General features: G+C 52.8%; 15 protein-coding genes and 1 tRNA gene. 7 read left to right on the forward strand and 9 right to left on the reverse strand.

Features of this window, described 5'->3' with window-relative positions; all coding sequences use genetic code 11:
- Positions 1–23 precede the first annotated feature (23 nt).
- The 3 genes from Q3A88_RS13840 to Q3A88_RS13850 form a co-directional block, all read right to left on the reverse strand.
- A tRNA-Asn gene (locus Q3A88_RS13840) sits at positions 24–99 on the reverse strand.
- Positions 100–209: 110 nt separating this feature from the next.
- Entirely contained in the window at positions 210–1,007 is a 798-nt protein-coding gene (gene mtfA, locus Q3A88_RS13845) for a DgsA anti-repressor MtfA (protein ID WP_317178114.1), read from the reverse strand.
- Between the two features lie 239 nt (positions 1,008–1,246).
- Positions 1,247–1,633, reverse strand: a complete 387-nt coding sequence (locus Q3A88_RS13850) for a lysozyme inhibitor LprI family protein (RefSeq protein WP_014914890.1) — start codon at positions 1,631–1,633, stop codon at positions 1,247–1,249.
- A gap of 242 nt (positions 1,634–1,875) precedes the next feature.
- On the opposite strand from Q3A88_RS13850, the gene Q3A88_RS13855 reads away from it, so the two are divergent.
- Positions 1,876–2,355, forward strand: coding sequence for a hypothetical protein (locus Q3A88_RS13855; protein ID WP_317178115.1), 480 nt, complete (start codon positions 1,876–1,878; stop codon positions 2,353–2,355).
- Positions 2,356–2,409: 54 nt separating this feature from the next.
- Here the strand turns inward: Q3A88_RS13855 and Q3A88_RS13860 are convergent, their stop codons facing one another.
- Positions 2,410–3,006 carry a YolA family protein gene (locus Q3A88_RS13860; protein ID WP_205546296.1) on the reverse strand — a complete coding sequence of 199 codons (597 nt, stop codon included), beginning with the start codon at positions 3,004–3,006 and terminating at the stop codon, positions 2,410–2,412.
- 441 nt (positions 3,007–3,447) lie between these two features.
- On the opposite strand from Q3A88_RS13860, the gene Q3A88_RS13865 reads away from it, so the two are divergent.
- On the forward strand, positions 3,448–3,615 hold the full coding sequence (locus tag Q3A88_RS13865; RefSeq protein ID WP_010280855.1) for a YqaE/Pmp3 family membrane protein: 168 nt from the start codon (positions 3,448–3,450) through the stop codon (positions 3,613–3,615).
- Positions 3,616–3,697: 82 nt separating this feature from the next.
- Here Q3A88_RS13865 and Q3A88_RS13870 read toward each other — a convergent pair whose 3' ends face one another.
- On the reverse strand, positions 3,698–5,173 hold the full coding sequence (locus Q3A88_RS13870) for a sensor domain-containing diguanylate cyclase (RefSeq protein WP_317178144.1): 1,476 nt from the start codon (positions 5,171–5,173) through the stop codon (positions 3,698–3,700).
- Positions 5,174–5,456: 283 nt separating this feature from the next.
- Between Q3A88_RS13870 and Q3A88_RS13875 the strand changes: the two genes are divergently transcribed.
- The gene (locus Q3A88_RS13875; protein WP_317178116.1) at positions 5,457–6,365 is read left to right on the forward strand and encodes a lipid kinase; all 909 of its coding nucleotides are present in this window, start codon (positions 5,457–5,459) and stop codon (positions 6,363–6,365) included.
- Between the two features lie 76 nt (positions 6,366–6,441).
- Here the strand turns inward: Q3A88_RS13875 and Q3A88_RS13880 are convergent, their stop codons facing one another.
- The 3 genes from Q3A88_RS13880 to moeA all read right to left on the reverse strand — a co-directional run bounded on the left by Q3A88_RS13880 (position 6,442) and on the right by moeA (position 9,138).
- A complete protein-coding gene (locus Q3A88_RS13880; RefSeq protein ID WP_193398864.1) occupies positions 6,442–7,041 on the reverse strand; it encodes a nitroreductase family protein in 600 nt (199 codons plus the stop codon).
- Positions 7,042–7,141: 100 nt separating this feature from the next.
- Positions 7,142–7,900, reverse strand: a complete 759-nt coding sequence (gene moeB, locus Q3A88_RS13885) for a molybdopterin-synthase adenylyltransferase MoeB (RefSeq protein WP_317178117.1) — start codon at positions 7,898–7,900, stop codon at positions 7,142–7,144.
- A 2-nt stretch (positions 7,901–7,902) separates the two neighbouring features.
- Positions 7,903–9,138 (reverse strand): molybdopterin molybdotransferase MoeA, encoded by a 1,236-nt coding sequence (moeA, locus tag Q3A88_RS13890; RefSeq protein WP_317178118.1) that lies wholly within the window; start codon positions 9,136–9,138, stop codon positions 7,903–7,905.
- Between the two features lie 601 nt (positions 9,139–9,739).
- Here moeA and Q3A88_RS13895 point away from each other — a divergent pair.
- The 4 genes from Q3A88_RS13895 (at position 9,740) to gsiD (ending at position 15,155) form a co-directional block, all read left to right on the forward strand.
- A complete protein-coding gene (locus tag Q3A88_RS13895) occupies positions 9,740–11,641 on the forward strand; it encodes a dipeptide ABC transporter ATP-binding protein (RefSeq protein WP_317178119.1) in 1,902 nt (633 codons plus the stop codon).
- A gap of 25 nt (positions 11,642–11,666) precedes the next feature.
- Complete coding sequence (gene gsiB, locus Q3A88_RS13900) at positions 11,667–13,211, forward strand: glutathione ABC transporter substrate-binding protein GsiB (protein ID WP_010280876.1); 1,545 nt, start codon at positions 11,667–11,669, stop codon at positions 13,209–13,211.
- A gap of 108 nt (positions 13,212–13,319) precedes the next feature.
- A complete protein-coding gene (gene gsiC, locus Q3A88_RS13905; RefSeq protein WP_010280879.1) occupies positions 13,320–14,240 on the forward strand; it encodes a glutathione ABC transporter permease GsiC in 921 nt (306 codons plus the stop codon).
- Between the two features lie 9 nt (positions 14,241–14,249).
- Positions 14,250–15,155 carry a glutathione ABC transporter permease GsiD gene (gene gsiD / locus Q3A88_RS13910; protein WP_317178120.1) on the forward strand — a complete coding sequence of 302 codons (906 nt, stop codon included), beginning with the start codon at positions 14,250–14,252 and terminating at the stop codon, positions 15,153–15,155.
- A 58-nt stretch (positions 15,156–15,213) separates the two neighbouring features.
- Here gsiD and Q3A88_RS13915 read toward each other — a convergent pair whose 3' ends face one another.
- A complete protein-coding gene (locus tag Q3A88_RS13915; RefSeq protein WP_110162597.1) occupies positions 15,214–16,911 on the reverse strand; it encodes an NAD-dependent malic enzyme in 1,698 nt (565 codons plus the stop codon).
- Positions 16,912–17,025 lie beyond the last annotated feature (114 nt).

The raw sequence follows: 17,025 nt of genomic DNA on the forward strand, positions 1-17,025 counted from the left end.
GTGAACGTCTGCTTTCTTTAAATTGGCTCCTCTGACTGGACTCGAACCAGTGACATACGGATTAACAGTCCGCCGTTCTACCGACTGAACTACAGAGGAATCGTGTGAACGGGGCGCATGATATCCGCCACCCGCGGTACTGTCAACGGCAAAATCAGCTTTATCGTCTGACTGTTTAGGCTGTGTACAATTCGCTGTTTTTTTATGAGTTAGTAAATCGATGGCGCACGGTAATGGGTGCTGCTTTGCCAGTTTTTTAGACGGGTTAGCGGATCCTGCTGATAGAACTTTTGGAAGCAGCGGTACAGATCGGGGAAACGCGCGTCGAGAAGTTCGGGGGCGCTGAAGAAGTATTCCGACAGCACCGCAAAGCACTCTGCTGGATCGTGGACGGCGTAGGGATCCATGCTGGCGGCATCTTCGCCCACCAGATCGATTTCTTCCTGCAAGGCATCCATCGCGCCGTGCAGATGCTGTTCCCACGCAGCAATCTCACGCAGAGGGATAAGGGGAACGCCCGTCGCTTCGCCGCTGCTGCGGATGTCCAGCTTGTGCGCGACTTCATGAATGATGAGGTTGAAACCGGAGAGGTCGAAGGAATCCTGCACTTCCTGCCAGTTGAGGACAATCGGCCCCTGATCCCAGCTTTGGCCGGATTGCACCATTTTTCCCTTATGCACGAGCCCGATGTCATCCTGCCACTCTTCCTCAACAATAAACGGGCCGGGGTAAATCAGAACTTCATGGAAGCCATCCAGCGCATCTATTCCCAGCGACAGCACCGGCAGGGAAAACAGCAGGGCGATGCGCTGCTGCATGATGTCCGTCAACACCAGCTCCTGCAACGGAATCAGGCGCTTTTGCTTCAGAAACTGATCGGCAAGGGCGACCAGCTGCTGGCGCTCTTCATCGCTCAACGGCGCGAGAAGCGGGATGGAAATCGCAGCGTGCCAGTGTTCAAGCGTCTGCACCTGAGGTTGAGTGTTTTTCCACGGCCATTTAATCATTGTTATTGCTCGTTCAGTCGTCACTTGAATTTAAAGGCGAGGGCGGGTGCTGTTAACATGCCGTAAAAATAGGCATCATGGCAACTGCTAACGAGAGATGCTGGAGCGACTGACCGAACCCGTCCCGAAAACGGGAGTAGGGCAACGCTACCGGGGGTTCAAATCCCCCCGTCTCTCTACCGCTATTCAAACACTTACCCCGCATTGAGTCTGTGACGCTTTCCACACTTGGTAGTGGCTTAAAGCGGACAGCTCAAATCCCCTTCTTCACAACGTAGCATGCTTTTAAATTCTTCTACGCGCTCGGCGGTTTTCTGCGTCAGGCACTGGGAATACACCATGCCATGCACCGATCCCCCGGTTGTCGGGAAGGTCTGAAACTCACAGTCAGCGTCGCGGTACGCGATCCATTTTCTCTGTGCTGATTTAAGCAACGCCTTGTGTTCTTCAATCACCAGACGTTTGACGACGTCCTGATACAGCCGATTAAGCTCGCCATCCACTTTTTTATATTCATTAGCCGCACACTGGCTCATCTCCAACTGCGTGTTGGCGTTGCCACAATCTGTGGCGGCGGCTTGAGTGATGGGCAGTAGCGCAAAAAGAGCAATGGCTCGCTTTTTCATTATTGATCCTCTGTAAGTCGGTACTAGGTATGAGTATTTATTATACCTGCCATGCGTTCAGGTACACATAAGCTGAGCGAGGAGGGCGCTTTTATGTCGCTGAACATTTGAGCACGTTGAAGTTTACGGTGCTATTCCTCCAATCAAATAGGGACATTTTCATCGAGAATCCTATACTGAAAGCGCTGACATATCGTTTGCTTGGATGCATTGCATATTCATAACGACTGAGAGGGAAGAATATGAAAATTGAGACTGGAGAGAATGGCCTTTTTGCGCATCGCGCTTCGATCGCTAACTCAACGGCTCAGGTTGGTAATCAAGCCTCGTTTGCTGCTGTTTTAGCTGAAAAAACGCAGGAAACGAGTGCAAATAACGCTGCCACCTCCGCTACTCAGGTTAAGAAATACGATTTCACGAATATGACGCCACAGGCGTTAACCGAAGCCGTAAATAGCCTGATCCAAAGTGGAGAGATGGATCTCGACGAATCGTCATCATTGTTGGGTTTCATGGCCCCTAGCGCGTTGTCTAAAGTCGTTTACGATGGCACCGCACCCGCTTCATCGCACCAGCCTATGAACGTGTTCTCCAAAATTCAGGAAGGGATTGATGGCGCACTATCGCGTAATGAAAGGGCGAGCGCAGAAGGCCTGCAACGCGCTGCTGATGCATTGCTTCGTTTTCAGGATAAAGCCGTAAAGGTTAATATGTTCGCGTAATAAAAAAGGCCAAGTGTGAATTGGCCTTTATTTATTGATGGGGACGGAGATAGATTATTGAATGCTGATCTGAGTGTATAGGGTATTCCAGGGCGCGTTGATTGAGGTGTCCTGGAATTTAAATATACCATTCTGCGAACCGTCAAGGTTGTAATATTTCATCCAGCCAACAACCGTGCCACCGACGGGGCAAGGGAAAACGTAGGATGTCCCTACCACGCAAATAGAATCATTTTGGTAATTCTTAGAATTTGCTAATTGGCCTGAGTTCATCCAGGCAATGGCATTACCACCATAGCCAATTTCCTGTACGGCAACGCGAAGTTGTGCTCCTCCGTGATCGCACGTTGTTGAAAATTGGCCAACCGTGGTCATATATTCCCAATTGCAGTTTGATGAACCGACAGCATAGATAGCAAGCCGACTCAGCGGTGGCGCAGGTGCCCGCAGTGCACCGTTTTGTGCAGGTGCCTCTCCCGTTTCAGAAGCGGATAATACGCTGTTGCTTCCATCCAGTTGGGCGAAGGCTGTTTCGGCGAATTTAACTGGCGGGCCTTCTTTATCATTAAGACTGGATGTTTCTGAATAAGCATACGCGCTAAAAATCGTAGTCAGTGACAATAATAAAGGGAATGCGAATTTCTTTTTCATAACAATCTCCAATGTTAATCGCTGTTTTTAGATGCAAGTCCTTGCATCGCGATTAAGTGTAGAAAATTAAGTCTGGTTTGCAAGGTGCTCGGAAAATATAAATTCAGAGCGTATTTAATTATTGAGGGAATTATTTTTCCTCTGCTATGTATTTCAAATAATATGTTTTGACGGTTTTTCTTATTATTATGAATAGTTAATTGAATTAATAATGAGGAGAGTAGTACGTGGCATAACGCCTTCGGTCATCTTATCAATAGGGCGCAGAGACGAGTACTCGCCATGTGACATGTCCTGATGGATGGCGGTGTGGTTCTGGGGCACTGAAACACAGGCTTTCATTTTACCAGCAAAGATTACTCTCAATCATCTCGTACCGTACTGACAAATCCCATGTGCTGAACTACTTTCATAAGGAATCATCACGTTACGGAGGTTGATATGGGATTTTGGCGTATTGTACTGACTATTCTCCTGCCACCGTTGGGCGTGTTACTGGGGAAAGGCATCGGTGGGGCATTTATTCTGAATATTATTCTGACGCTGTTAGGTTATTTTCCTGGGTTGGTGCATGCGTTTTGGGTGCAGACAAAAGATGATGGTATTTAGTGGCTGAAAAGCCTGTTTGACGATTTAGGATGAAATAACGGGGAGACATAATGCTCCCCGTTACCTTTTTATTGATGGCGCGCTATTGCGCGGCACCGACCACCTGATTACGTCCTTGCTGTTTTGCCTGATAGAGCGCGATATCGGCGCGGTTAATCAGCATGTTTAGCGTTTCGCCCGCCCGATATTCAGCAACGCCGCAGCTGGCTGTCACCTGAATTCTTCCTTCACGGTAGGGAAGATGCGTGGTTTCAATACTCTGACGCAGGGCCTCGGCGCGCTGTTGTGCGGCGTTGAGATCGCAATCGTCGAGCAAAATGACGAACTCTTCTCCTCCCCAACGGCAGGATTGATCGCTGGAGCGGGTATTGGCCGATAGGATGGCGGAAACCTCTTTTAAAACCATATCTCCGACATTGTGGCCGTACTTGTCATTAATTTTCTTAAAGTGGTCAATATCAATCAAAATAATGGAGAGCGATTTATGCTGTAAGGCATTTTTCGTCCCGAGACGACGGAATAAATAATCGAATGCCTGACGGTTCATGAGGCCCGTTAATTTATCGGTCGTCGCCATCTGTTCCAGACGGCGTTGATATCCGCCAATCGTCAACCACAGCAGAAACAGAAAAAGGATGCTGACAAACGTGCTGATACCCAGATTTTTTAGCAATGTGGTGAACAGTCGTTTTTCACTGGGATGACTGGTTTGCTCAACCATCAAATACCAGCCGAATTCAGGGATTAAACGGGTATTGAGGAAAATATGTTCTCCGTTTGACTGATATTCGTAAGCGCCGCCGGGGGAAGTTAAAATCGTGGTCGCGATCCGGTTCAGCCCCTCCTGCTCTTGAAGTTTTAGTGAGCGCGCGTAAGTTTCTCCATGTAGCGTAATATTACCTTGTTTATCAACGAAATAGATCGTCCTGTTATAGCGCTGTTCGTATTTTTCAATCAGGTGCTTAACACGATCAACCGGGATGCCCACGCCAGTAATGCCAATGAAGTTGTCTTCATAATCCATCACTTTGTGGTTGATGAAAATGTCCAGACGCGTGCGGTTCTCAGGATCGACGCGGAGATCGACAACGTAAGGCATGTCATCCGATAGCGCTTTGTGCTGGAAATACCATTGATCGTCGGGGGACGATTCCGAGACGGTTTTCAGGATGCGCTGCTGATCGTAATAGAGCCCGGTTTTATCAGAAATGAAAAAAGAAAATACGGTGTTGAAGCGGCGATCGATCTCTTTCAGATAGCGGAATAGGGCCTGTGGATCGCTTTCATTTTTTAGTACCCAGTCACGTAAAAACGTATCGTGCGCCATTAGGGATGAAATAAAGATAGGCTTCAACAAATCCTGCTGGATTTCAGAATAGACATTATCGCTGGTGAGCGGCAGGGTATTTTCTTCGATTTCTTCTTCCAGTGATTCTTTAGCCACTTCATAGCTGGTCCAACTGATAACCAGAAAGGCGGCAAGCAGCATGGATCCAAGTATTACGACTGCGCGCGTTTTGTCTAACCAACGTGAGTTATTAATGAATCCGGTCTGCAACATAGTTTCCCCAGAGAATCATTCATGAGATAGGTGAATAAGTAATAAGTCTCTGTTTTCGCCTAAAAATAGTGGTGCGACATTTTACTGGAATGACGCCATAGCACAACTGGCTAAAGAGTTCGCTGGCTTGTTGGATTCAGTATAGTGGTTTCGGTGTGGAAGTATGAGCAGCAGGCTGCTGGAACGTAATGTTTTGTATTTTATTGTGGGCTTGTTAAAGCTCCCTTGTCGGTTTGATTATCCCTATGGTTAGATTTAATCAATCAATGATGTTGGGTGGATGACCATGAGCCATTATTCAGCAGCGAAGGAGTCAGGCCCAACAGCGCTTTTATTGATTAATAAACATGCGCGGAATGGCGATTCCTCAGCACGCTATGTGAAAGAATTATTGCAACAAAGCCAGATCAATATCGTCGAACCTGATGAAAAAGAGACGGGTTCATGCAGTGATATTATACGTGCGTATGCGGATCGGGTGGACTTTGTCATTATTGGCGGTGGCGATGGCACGCTAAATTCAGCCGCGCCAGGTCTGGTGGATACTGGCTTGCCGCTGGGCGTGCTGCCCTTAGGGACAGCGAATGACTTTGCCCGTACGGTGGGAATCCCCCGAGAGATTCGGCAGGCCGTGCAGGTTATCGCTAGCGGGCAGCGGCGCGCCGTTGATTTGGGGGAGGTCAACGGGCATCTGTTCTTTAACGTTTCCAGTATTGGGTTTTCTGCGGCCTTGGCGCGCGGACTGTCGGCGAAATCCAAGAAACGGTGGGGCACATTGGGCTATGCGCTGGCGGCCTTCAAGCTTTTGAAGCAAAGTCGTCCTTTCCGCGTCGAGATTGAGCACGATGGCATCAAAGAGCGGGTGAGAACCGTGCAGGTGTCGGTGGGAAATGGGCGTTTCTACGGCGGCGGCATGGCGGTGGCAGACAGTGCCGCGCCCGATGATGGCCGGCTGGATGTATATAGCCTGGAGGTGTCTCACTGGTGGGAAATGGTGGCACTGATCCCCTTTATCCGCAAGGGAACGCACGGTCGCTGGCGCAAAGTCCGCGCCTTTTCCGCCAGACAACTGACGCTGAATACCTCGAAGCCGCACGATATCAATGCCGACGGTGAGCTGATTGGTAAAACGCCCGCGGTATTCGGGATCAGAGAAAAGGCGATTCAGGTTTTTGCGCCACCGCGTTGATGCCGTAAATAGGGGAGAAAACAAACAGGGACACCGCGCGGTGTCCCTGTTTGTTGATAAAGGCTGATTCAGCGGATTATTTAAATACGCGGAAACGCTCTTCAAAGGAAATATAGGTTTTCTCACCGGCTGGCTGCTCGATTGAGCCAAATGGCATTTGAGCACGCAACTTCCAACTGGCTGGCAGATTCCACTGTGATTTAACATCATCGTCAATCAGCGGATTGTAGTGCTGGAGCGAAGCGCCAATTTTTTCCTGCGCCAGCGTAGACCACACGGCAAACTGAGCAATACCGGTTGAATGTTCAGACCAGACCGGGAAGTTATCGGCATAAAGCGCGAATTTTTCCTGTAGCGCTTCAATCACGGCGGTGTCTTCAAAAAACAGGACGGTACCTGCGCCAGCGGCAAAGGAAGCCAGTTTATTTTCTGTCGGGGCAAAAGCGTCTGCCGGTACAATTTTCTTCAGCTGCTGTTTAACAATATCCCACAGTTTGTGATGCTGCTCGCCGAACAGAATCACAACGCGTGAGCTTTGTGAATTAAAAGAGGAGGGGCTTTCATTAACGGCTTCGGTAATGAGGGCGGTAACCTGATCTTCTGATATCGGTAATGTATTGCCGATGGCATAGATTGAACGACGGGCCTTGATTGACTGCAAAAAAGCATTACTCATGGTGTGTTCCTCAGTTTACGTGATGATTCGCCTTGATAATGTGTCACTGATTTTCGCCGTATTCAATGGCTTATCGTGCCGGATGCCAATCTTTCCTTTGTCAGCCCGCTCCGCCGCAGACGTCGCAGTGCGGGTTTTTCGGCAGCATCATTTCGCGAAATTGCAGCGTCATCGCATCGAACATCAGCAGTCGGCCTGTCACTAGCCTACCGTAACCGGTTAGCAGCTTAATGGCTTCCATCGCCTGCAAACTGCCGATGGTGCCTACCAGCGGCGACATCACGCCTGCCTCGACGCAGGTCAGCGCATTGGCACCGAACAGACGGCTGAGACAATGATAGCAAGGTTCCTCGGGCTGATAGGTAAAGACGCTGATTTGGCCTTCCATCCGAATTGCCGCTCCAGAGATCAGCGGCTTCTTGAGCTGAAAGCCAATGCGGTTTAGGCGGTTGCGAATGGTGACATTGTCGGTACAGTCCAGCACGGCATCGTGTTTGCTGACCAGTTCGCTCAACGCCTCGTCATCGAGATCGCCATCAATCGTATCGAGCGAAAGATGCGGATTCATATCGGATAACGTCAGACGCGCAGATTCGACCTTCGCCATGCCGATACGATCATCACGGTGCAGCACCTGACGTTGCAGGTTAGACAGAGAGACGGTATCAAAATCCAGCAGCGTTAAATGGCCGACGCCCGCCGCGGCCAGATACTGCGCGGCGGCACAGCCTAGCCCACCCAGCCCGACAATCAGCAGACGTGACGCTTTCAGCTTTTCCTGTCCGTCAAAATCAAAGCCGCGCAGCACAATCTGTCGATTGTAGCGCAGCATCTCTTCATCGCTCAGCTCCGGCAACATGCTCAGTGCCCCAGCAGCGCGTTGAAGGGCTCGATCTCGACCCATTCGCCAGCGGCGACGCGACCGCGATCTTGCTCCAGTACGATGAAGCAGTTACCGAGGCTGAACGAGCTGAAAACATGTGAACCCTGATGCCCGGTGGTTCTGACTTCCAGCTCACCCTGTGCGTTGCGACTGAAAACACCGCGCTGGAAATCGGTGCGCCCCGGTGTCTTTTTCAGTGCGCTGGTGGTTTTGACGCGAACCCGTGGCGGTAAGCGCCATTGCGTATAGCCAGACAGGCGAGCCAGCAGTGGCTGAACCAGTTGATAGAACGTCAGCGCAGCAGAAACCGGATTCCCCGGCAGGCCGCAGAACCAGGCGTGTTGTAATTTGCCAAAAGCGAAGGGCTTACCGGGTTTGATCGCCAGCTTCCAGAAATGGATATCACCCAGCTCATCCAGCATTTGTTTGGTGTAATCCGCTTCGCCAACGGAAACACCGCCGCTGCTAATCACCAGATCGGCAAGCTTATCTGCTTCATGAAAAGCGGCGCGCAGGGCTGCCGGATCGTCGCGGATAATCCCCAGATCGTGAACCTCGCAACCTAGCTGTTCCAGCATCAAACGGACGGCGAAACGGTTGGTGTCATAAATCTGGCCGTCTGCCAGCGGTTCGCCGACGGGTTGCAGCTCATCACCGGTTGAAAACACTGCGACTTTCAGGCGGCGCACCACGTCAATCTGCGCAATCCCCAGCGAAGCCAACAACGGCAGCTCCGCCACGCCTAGCTTACAGCCCGCAGGCAGCACGCTGGCACCAGCCTGAATGTCTTCTCCTGCCAGACGAATATTCTGGCCGGGTTTTACCTCGTTCGGAAAGCGGATGCCGTCCTCGCTGACGTCAGCCTGTTCCTGCATGATGACGGCGTCGGCTCCTGCGGGAATCGGCGCGCCGGTCATAATGCGAATGCAGGTTCCCGCCGGCCAGTCGCCGGTGAAGGGCGCACCCGCAAAGGCTTTGCCGGCCAGCGGCAGCGTTGCTGAGGCGAACAAATCGGCGCAGCGTACGGCATAGCCATCCATCGCGGAATTGGCGAAAGGTGGGACGTTAATCGGGGAGGCGATGGCATGGGCGGTAATCCGTCCTGCGGCGTCGAACAGGGATACGCGCTCTGTCTCGGTAAGGGAAGGAACCTGAGAAAACATGTTTTCCAGAGCTTGTTCAAGAGTCAGTAAACCTGCGTTAACGCTTTCCATCTTCACTCCACAGTGTGTTTCATCAATACGACTGATTTCATTAATATGATTTATTTCATCAGTAAGAATCGTGTTCCGGCAACGCGTCATTCATGGGCGAAAACTCGTTTCCTATGCCAGTATTAATTATGTCAGAGTTCGTAACGTGGGTGAATGTACGCAGGTCAATGAATAGGGCTTTTATACCCGTCATACTTCAAGTTGCATGTGCGTTGGCTGCGTTCAGTCACCCGAATCACTTACTCAAGTAAGCTCATCGGGACTCCTTCGCTTGCCGCCTTCCTGAAACTCGAATTATTTAGGGTATAGCGCATGACTTGTCAGGCATCAAACGACAGGGGCGGGGTGCGAAAGCGTCACTTTTTTCCCACAAGTCGAACCATTTCGGGCAAAAGTGGGCGGATTTGCAGGACATATTGCCCCTGATGGCGTGTCTTTATGACAATTAACTTAATGTTATAAAAAGAAATTTTTCACCGTGCCGATTTCAGTTTCCGCTTTACATCATACCTTGCGCTAAATATAGTCGAAAATCGCTGATAATTTGTCCCTGACCGCGTTGCGCTGATTCCAGCCGCATTTATATGGAGATTCGCCGTTCATGTCGCCCACACAGGATCATTATGCCTCGCTGTCTTCCCCTGTTCCGGGGCTGATTTTGCCTGAAAAACGGGTGGTGGAGGTGCGCAACCTGAGCGTCTATTTTGAGCAGCAGGGGCAGCGGACAGATGCGGTGCGTAATTTGACGTTCTCTGTCGATCGGGGCGAGACGCTGGCTATCGTCGGAGAATCGGGATCGGGTAAGTCGGTAACGTCGCTGGCGCTGATGCGGCTGGTTGAACATGCGGGCGGCGTGATTCATCAGGGCGACATGCTATTTCGCCGTCGCGATGGGCAGGTGCTGGATATCCGCGGTGCCCGTCAGCGTGCGATGCGCGTATTGCGTGGGGCGGATCTGGCGATGATTTTCCAGGAGCCGATGACGTCGCTGAATCCGGTTTTTCCCGTCGGCGAACAAATTGCCGAGTCGATTCGTTTGCACCAGGGGATGGACAGACGCGCCGCGCGGGCAGAAACCTTGCGTATGCTGGATCTGGTCAGAATACCGGAAGCGCGCAACGTGCTGGATCGCTATCCCCACCAGTTGTCTGGCGGTATGCGCCAGCGGGTGATGATTGCTATGGCGCTCTCCTGCAAGCCGTCGCTGCTGATTGCCGATGAACCGACGACCGCGCTGGATGTCACCATTCAGGCGCAAATTCTGCAACTTATTCGTGTGCTACAGCGTGAAATGGAAATGGCCGTGATTTTCATCACCCATGACATGGGCGTGGTGGCGGAAATGGCCGAGCGTGTACTGGTTATGCACCGTGGGGAAAGTGTCGAAGCGGGGAGCGTTGGGCAGATCTTTACTGCACCGCAGCATCCGTATACGCAGGGGCTGCTGGCGGCAGTACCGGCGTTAGGGTCTATGCGCGGCCAACCGTTCCCGGAAAAATTTCCGCTGCTGGATCAACTCTCGGGGCGTATTGCGGACAACGTACCGCAGGATACCGTTCCCGCGCAGTCAGAACCGATCTTACAGGTGAGCAATCTGGTGACGCGTTTTCCCATTCGCAGTGGTTTATTGAACCGCGTGACCCGGCAAGTGCATGCGGTGGAAAACGTCAGCTTCGATCTCTGGCCGGGGGAAACGCTCTCGCTGGTCGGCGAATCGGGATGCGGCAAATCCACCACCAGCCGTGCGTTGCTCCAGCTAGTTGAAAGCCAGAAAGGCGAAATTACTTTTAATGGTCAGCGAATCCATCAGATGAAAGGGGCGGCGTTACAGCACCTGCGGCGTGATATTCAGCTGATTTTTCAGGATCCCTATGCGTCGCTGGATCCCCGTCTGACGGTCGGTTTCTCCATTATGGAACCGCTGCTGGTGCACAACATTTGCCGTCGGCAGGAAGCGGAAAAACGCGTTGAGTGGCTGTTGTCGCGCGTAGGGCTGGAGCCGGAACACGCTCGCCGCTATCCGCATGAATTTTCCGGCGGCCAGCGCCAGCGCGTTTGCATCGCCAGAGCGCTGGCGCTGAACCCGAAAGTCGTGATTGCGGATGAAGCGGTATCCGCGCTGGACGTGTCGATTCAGGCACAAATCATCAACCTGATGCTGGAACTGCAACGTGAATTCGGCATCGCGTTTTTGTTTATTTCACATGATATGGCGGTGGTTGAGCGTATTAGCCATCGCGTGGCGGTGATGTACATGGGGCAGATTGTCGAGATTGGCTCGCGGCAAGATGTATTCGAGCGCCCTCGGCACCCTTATACCCGCAAGCTGATGTCGGCAGTATCGGTTGCTGATCCCGCACGCCGTCAGCGTGAGCAGGTGCTGCTGGTTGATGAAATACCCAGCCCGATTCGGGCGCTTGGCGACGAGCCGATCATGGCGCCTTTGGTTCAGGTCGGTGAGCGGCACTTTGTTGCGCACCATCCGATAGCCGGCGCGTATTGACAGTGATTCACAAGGAGAACGTAGCATGAGCGTAATGACGATAAAGCGGCGCTGGTTAGTGGCCGCAGGCGTAACCGCTGCGATGGCGGCTTCACCCGTCTGGGCAGCCAAAGATGCGGTTATCGCCGTGGGTTCCACGTTTACCAGTCTGGATCCGTATGATGCCAACGATTCGCTATCGCAGACGGTGGCGAAGTCCTTCTATCAGGGGCTCTTTGGCTTTGATAAAGAGATGAAGCTGGTGAACGTACTGGCGGACAGCTATGACGTGAGCCCCGATGGTCTGACGTATACCGTCAAGCTGCATCCGGGTGTCAAATTTCACGATGGAACGGCGTTCAACGCCGCCGCCGTGAAAGTGAATCTGGATCGCGCCAGTAACCCCGACAATCGCCTGAAGCGATATAACCTGTTCAAGATGATCGAAAAAACCGAGGCGGTTGACGATCTGACGGTGAAAATTACGCTGAAGACGCCGTTCTCGGCGTTCGTTAACAATCTGGCGCATCCGGCGGCGGTGATGATCTCGCCGGCAGCGTTAAAGCAGTACGGCAAGGACATTGGTTTCCATCCGGTCGGCACCGGCCCGTACCGTTTTGTGACCTGGAATCAGACCGACTTTGTCAAAGTCGAGAAATTCAACGGCTACTGGAAGGCTGGGCTGCCTAAACTGGACAGCATTACCTGGCGTCCAGTCGTCGATAACAATACGCGTGCGGCGCTGCTGCAAACCGGTGAAGCGCAGTTTGCTTATCCGATACCGTTTGAGCAGGCCAAAGTGCTGGAGAAAAATGACAAGCTGGCGCTGGTGGCGTCGCCGTCGATTCTGCACCGCTACATCAGTATGAATGTCACGCAGAAGCCGTTTGATAACCCAAAAGTACGCGAGGCGTTGAACTACGCGATCAACAAAGAGGCGCTGATTAAAGTGGCGTTCTCCGGCTATGCGACGCCAGCCGAAGGGCCACTGCCGAGCAGCATTGATTATTCAGTAAAATATCACCCGTGGCCTTACGATCCGGCCAAAGCGCGCGAACTGCTGAAAGAAGCGGGCTACCCGAACGGCTTCACCACTACGCTCTGGTCATCGCATAACCACAGTACGGCGCAGAAAGTCTTGCAGTTCACGCAGCAACAGCTGGCACAGGTTGGCGTGAAAGTGCAGGTGACTGCGATGGATGCAGGACAGCGGGCGGCGGAAGTGGAAGGCAAGGGCGTGAAAGAAACGGGCGTTCGCCTGTTCTACACCGGCTGGTCGGCCTCGACGGGCGAAGCTGACTGGGCGCTGTCGCCGCTGTTTGCCACGGCTTCCTGGCCACCCGCGCAGTTCAACACGGCGTTTTACAGCAACCCGCAAGTTGATGCGGATCTGGCGAATGCGCTGAAAACGACGGATCGGACGGAAAAACAGAAGCTGTACAAAGATGCACAGGACAAAATCTGGGCAGATGCGCCGTGGATTTTCCTGGCGACAGAGCGCCTGGTGTCGGCAAACAGCAAAAAACTGACCGGGTTCTACGTGATGCCGGATACCTTATTCAGTTTTGAGGATGCCGATCTCGCGGAGTAATCCGCTGCAAAAGAATGACCAGGGAGTCGGGTGGCCGTGAGGCTGCCCGCAGTGGTCAACACACGTTCACTGATAGGGAGTCCGACGCATGTCTGTGGAAAACTGTTCATGCTGAATTATTTTATTAAACGACTACTGGGACTGATTCCCACGCTCCTGATTGTGATGGTGCTGGTGTTCCTGTTCGTTCATCTGTTACCCGGCGATCCGGCGCGTTTAGCCGCCGGACGGGAAGCGGATGCTGCCGTTATTGAGATGGTCCGGCAGGATTTGGGGTTGGATAAACCGTTGCCGCACCAGTTCTGGCACTTCTTTACCAATATCCTGCAAGGGGATTTTGGGACGTCGATCGTCTCGAAACGACCGGTCACCGAAGAGATTGCCATGCGCTTTATGCCGACGTTTTGGCTGACGGTGTGCAGCATGGTGTGGGCCGTAATTTTTGGCATGGCGATTGGTATCGTGTCCGCCGTGTGGCGCAACGGCTGGCCGGACAGAATCGGGATGACGCTGGCCGTCTCCGGTCTCTCTTTCCCTGCGTTTGCGCTCGGCATGCTGTTAATGCAGGTCTTTTCTGTTGAACTGGGATGGCTGCCAACGGTGGGGGCAGACACCTGGCTGCACTATATTTTGCCCTCGTTGACGCTGGGTGCAGCGGTCGCAGCGGTGATGGCGCGGTTTACCCGCGCGTCGTTTGTTGATGTCTTGCAAGAAGATTATATGCGTACGGCGCGGGCAAAGGGCGTGCGCGAATCGCTGGTGGTAGTGAAGCACGGGCTGCGCAATGCGCTGATTCCGGTGGTTACGATGATGGGGCTGCAATTTGGTTTCTTGCTCGGCGGCTCAATCGTCGTCGAGAAGGTCTTCAACTGGCCGGGGCTAGGACGGCTGCTGGTGGATGCGGTGGAGATGCGCGACTATCCGGTGATTCAGGCCGAGGTGTTGCTGTTTTCGCTGGAGTTTATTCTGATCAATCTGCTGGTGGATATGTTGTATGCCGCGATTAACCCAGCTATTCGTTATAAATAAGGAAAGGGAATGAGACACTGGCGACGTAACGCTATGCTGGCGACGCTCCCTGTCATTAGGGATAAATCGGTTCGTACGCCGTGGCGTGAATTCTGGCGGCGCTTTCTTCAGCAGCATGTCGCGGTCATTGCAGGCGTGTTTGTGCTACTGCTGATTGCGATCGCGTTTCTGGCACCGTACCTGATGCCCTATGATGCCGAGAACTATTTCGATTATGAGCGCCTGAATGAAGGCCCGTCGGCGGCACACTGGCTGGGGGTGGATTCATTAGGACGTGATATTTTCAGTCGGATCCTGATGGGGACGCGTATCTCGCTGGCGGCGGGCATTCTCTCGGTGCTGGTCGGGATGATTATCGGCACGACACTCGGTCTGGTGGCGGGCTACTACGAAGGGTGGGCAGACAGGATCATCATGCGCCTCTGCGATGTGCTGTTTGCCTTCCCCGGTATTCTGCTGGCGATTGCCGTTGTGGCGATTATGGGCAGTGGGATGGCGAATGTGATTGTCGCCGTCGCGATTTTCAGCATTCCGGCTTTCGCCCGTCTGGTGCGCGGCAATACGCTGGTGCTAAAGCAGCTTACCTACATCGAATCGGCCCGCAGCATTGGTGCCAGCGACCGGACGATCCTCTTTCGGCATATTCTGCCCGGCTCGGTGTCTTCTATCGTGGTGTTTTTCTCGATGCGCATTGGGATGTCGATCATCACGGCAGCCAGCCTGTCATTTCTAGGGCTGGGCGCACAGCCGCCGATGCCGGAGTGGGGTGCGATGCTGAACGAAGCGCGGTCGGATATGGTGATTGCCCCGCACGTCGCGATCTTCCCTAGTTTGGCGATCTTTCTGACGGTCCTGGCGTTTAATTTACTGGGTGACGGTTTGCGCGATGCGCTCGACCCGAAATTGAAAAGCTGAATAAAAAGCAGTGATAAAAAAAGCGCGGCAAATGCCGCGCTTTCTAGCAGTCAGACCGTTAGAACGAGGTACGTTTGTAGCTGCGGTACTGCGGTTGCCAGAAGTTATGGTCAATCGCCTTCTGCAACGCATCGGCTGACGTCACCACGGCTGCGCCCTGCAGCTGTGCGGCTTTACCCACATCCAGTGCAATACGCTTGGACACCTGCTGGATATCGGACAGATCCGGCAGCAGCGCGCCTTCACCGTTATTCGCCAGCGGCGAGCAGTCAGCCAGCGCACGGCTAGCGGCCATCAACATACCGTCAGTGATACGTTTGGCGCCCGACGCCAGTACACCTAACCCGATACCTGGGAAAATGTAGGAGTTGTTGCACTGGGCGATAGGGAAGATTTTGCCCTGATAGTTAACCGGAGCGAACGGGCTGCCGGTTGCGACCAGCGCTGCGCCTTCTGTCCAGCGAATGATATCTTCTGGACGGGCTTCCACGCGGGATGTCGGGTTAGACAGTGGCATCACGATAGGACGCGCGCAGTGCTTGTGCATTTCACGGATGATTTCTTCCGTGAACAGACCCGGCTGGCCGGATACACCGATCAGGATGGTCGGCTTGGCATTGCGTACCACTTCCAGCAGTGAAATTGCGTCGCTGTTGCAATCCCAATCAGCCAGCAATTCACTTTTCTGCACCAGCTTGCTCTGGAAATCGAGCAGGTTCGGCAGTTTGTCCGTCAGTAGACCGAAGCGATCAACCATAAAGACGCGTGCGCGTGCTTCTTCTTCGCTCAGCCCTTCAGACTTCATCTGCGCGACGATTTGCTCAGCGATACCACAGCCTGCGGAGCCCGCACCCAGGAAGGTCACTGTCTGATCGCGTAGCTGAGTGCCTGCTGCACGGCTGGCGGCAATCAGGCTGCCAATCGCAACGGCAGCGGTGCCCTGAATGTCATCGTTAAAGCTACAGATCTCATCACGATAGCGGTTCAGCAGCGGTGTCGCATTTTTCTGTGCGAAGTCTTCAAACTGCAACAACACGTTCGGCCAGCGGCGTTTAACGGCCTGAATGAATTCGTCAACAAATTCATAGTATTCGTCGTCGGTGATACGTGGGTGGCGCCAGCCCATGTACAGCGGATCGTTCAGGCGCTGCGGGTTGTTGGTGCCGACATCCAGAACGACAGGCAGAGTGTAGGCTGGGCTGATACCGCCACATGCGGTGTACAGCGACAGCTTACCGATTGGGATCCCCATGCCGCCGATACCCTGGTCGCCCAGACCCAGAATACGCTCACCGTCGGTTACAACGATGACTTTTACATTCTGCTTGGTGGCGTTTTGCAGCATATCGTCGATATGCGCGCGGTTAGGGTAGGAGATAAACAGCCCGCGTGCGCGACGATAGATATCGGAAAAGTGTTCACAGGCTTCGCCAACGGTCGGGGTGTAGATGATCGGCATCATCTCACTGAGGTGACCGTCCAGCAGGCGGTAGAACAGCGTCTCGTTGGTGTCCTGAATGTTGCGCAGGTACACGTGTTTTTCAATATCGTGTTTGAATTCCTGATACTGACGCCAGGCGCGTTCTGCCTGTTCTTCGATAGTTTCGACGGCTTCAGGCAGCAGACCATGCAGGTTAAAGTTAGCGCGTTCTTCTTCGGTAAACGCGCTGCCTTTATTCAGCAGGGGAAATTCAAGCAAGATTGGGCCAGCGTAGGGAATATGGAGAGGACGTTTGCTTTCGTATTCTAATTCCATGACTTTTTACTCTCGGATAACAGAAAAAACTCAGGTGTTGTCGATAAAAACTGTTGCGGATCTTAAATTACCCAGAAAATATGTACAGGAATTGTTAATTTAAATAGTTACAGA

It is taken from the genome of Pectobacterium sp. HCp5_1, from assembly GCF_032905925.1.
In the GTDB taxonomy this organism is placed as follows: Bacteria; Pseudomonadota; Gammaproteobacteria; order Enterobacterales; family Enterobacteriaceae; genus Pectobacterium; species Pectobacterium brasiliense_A.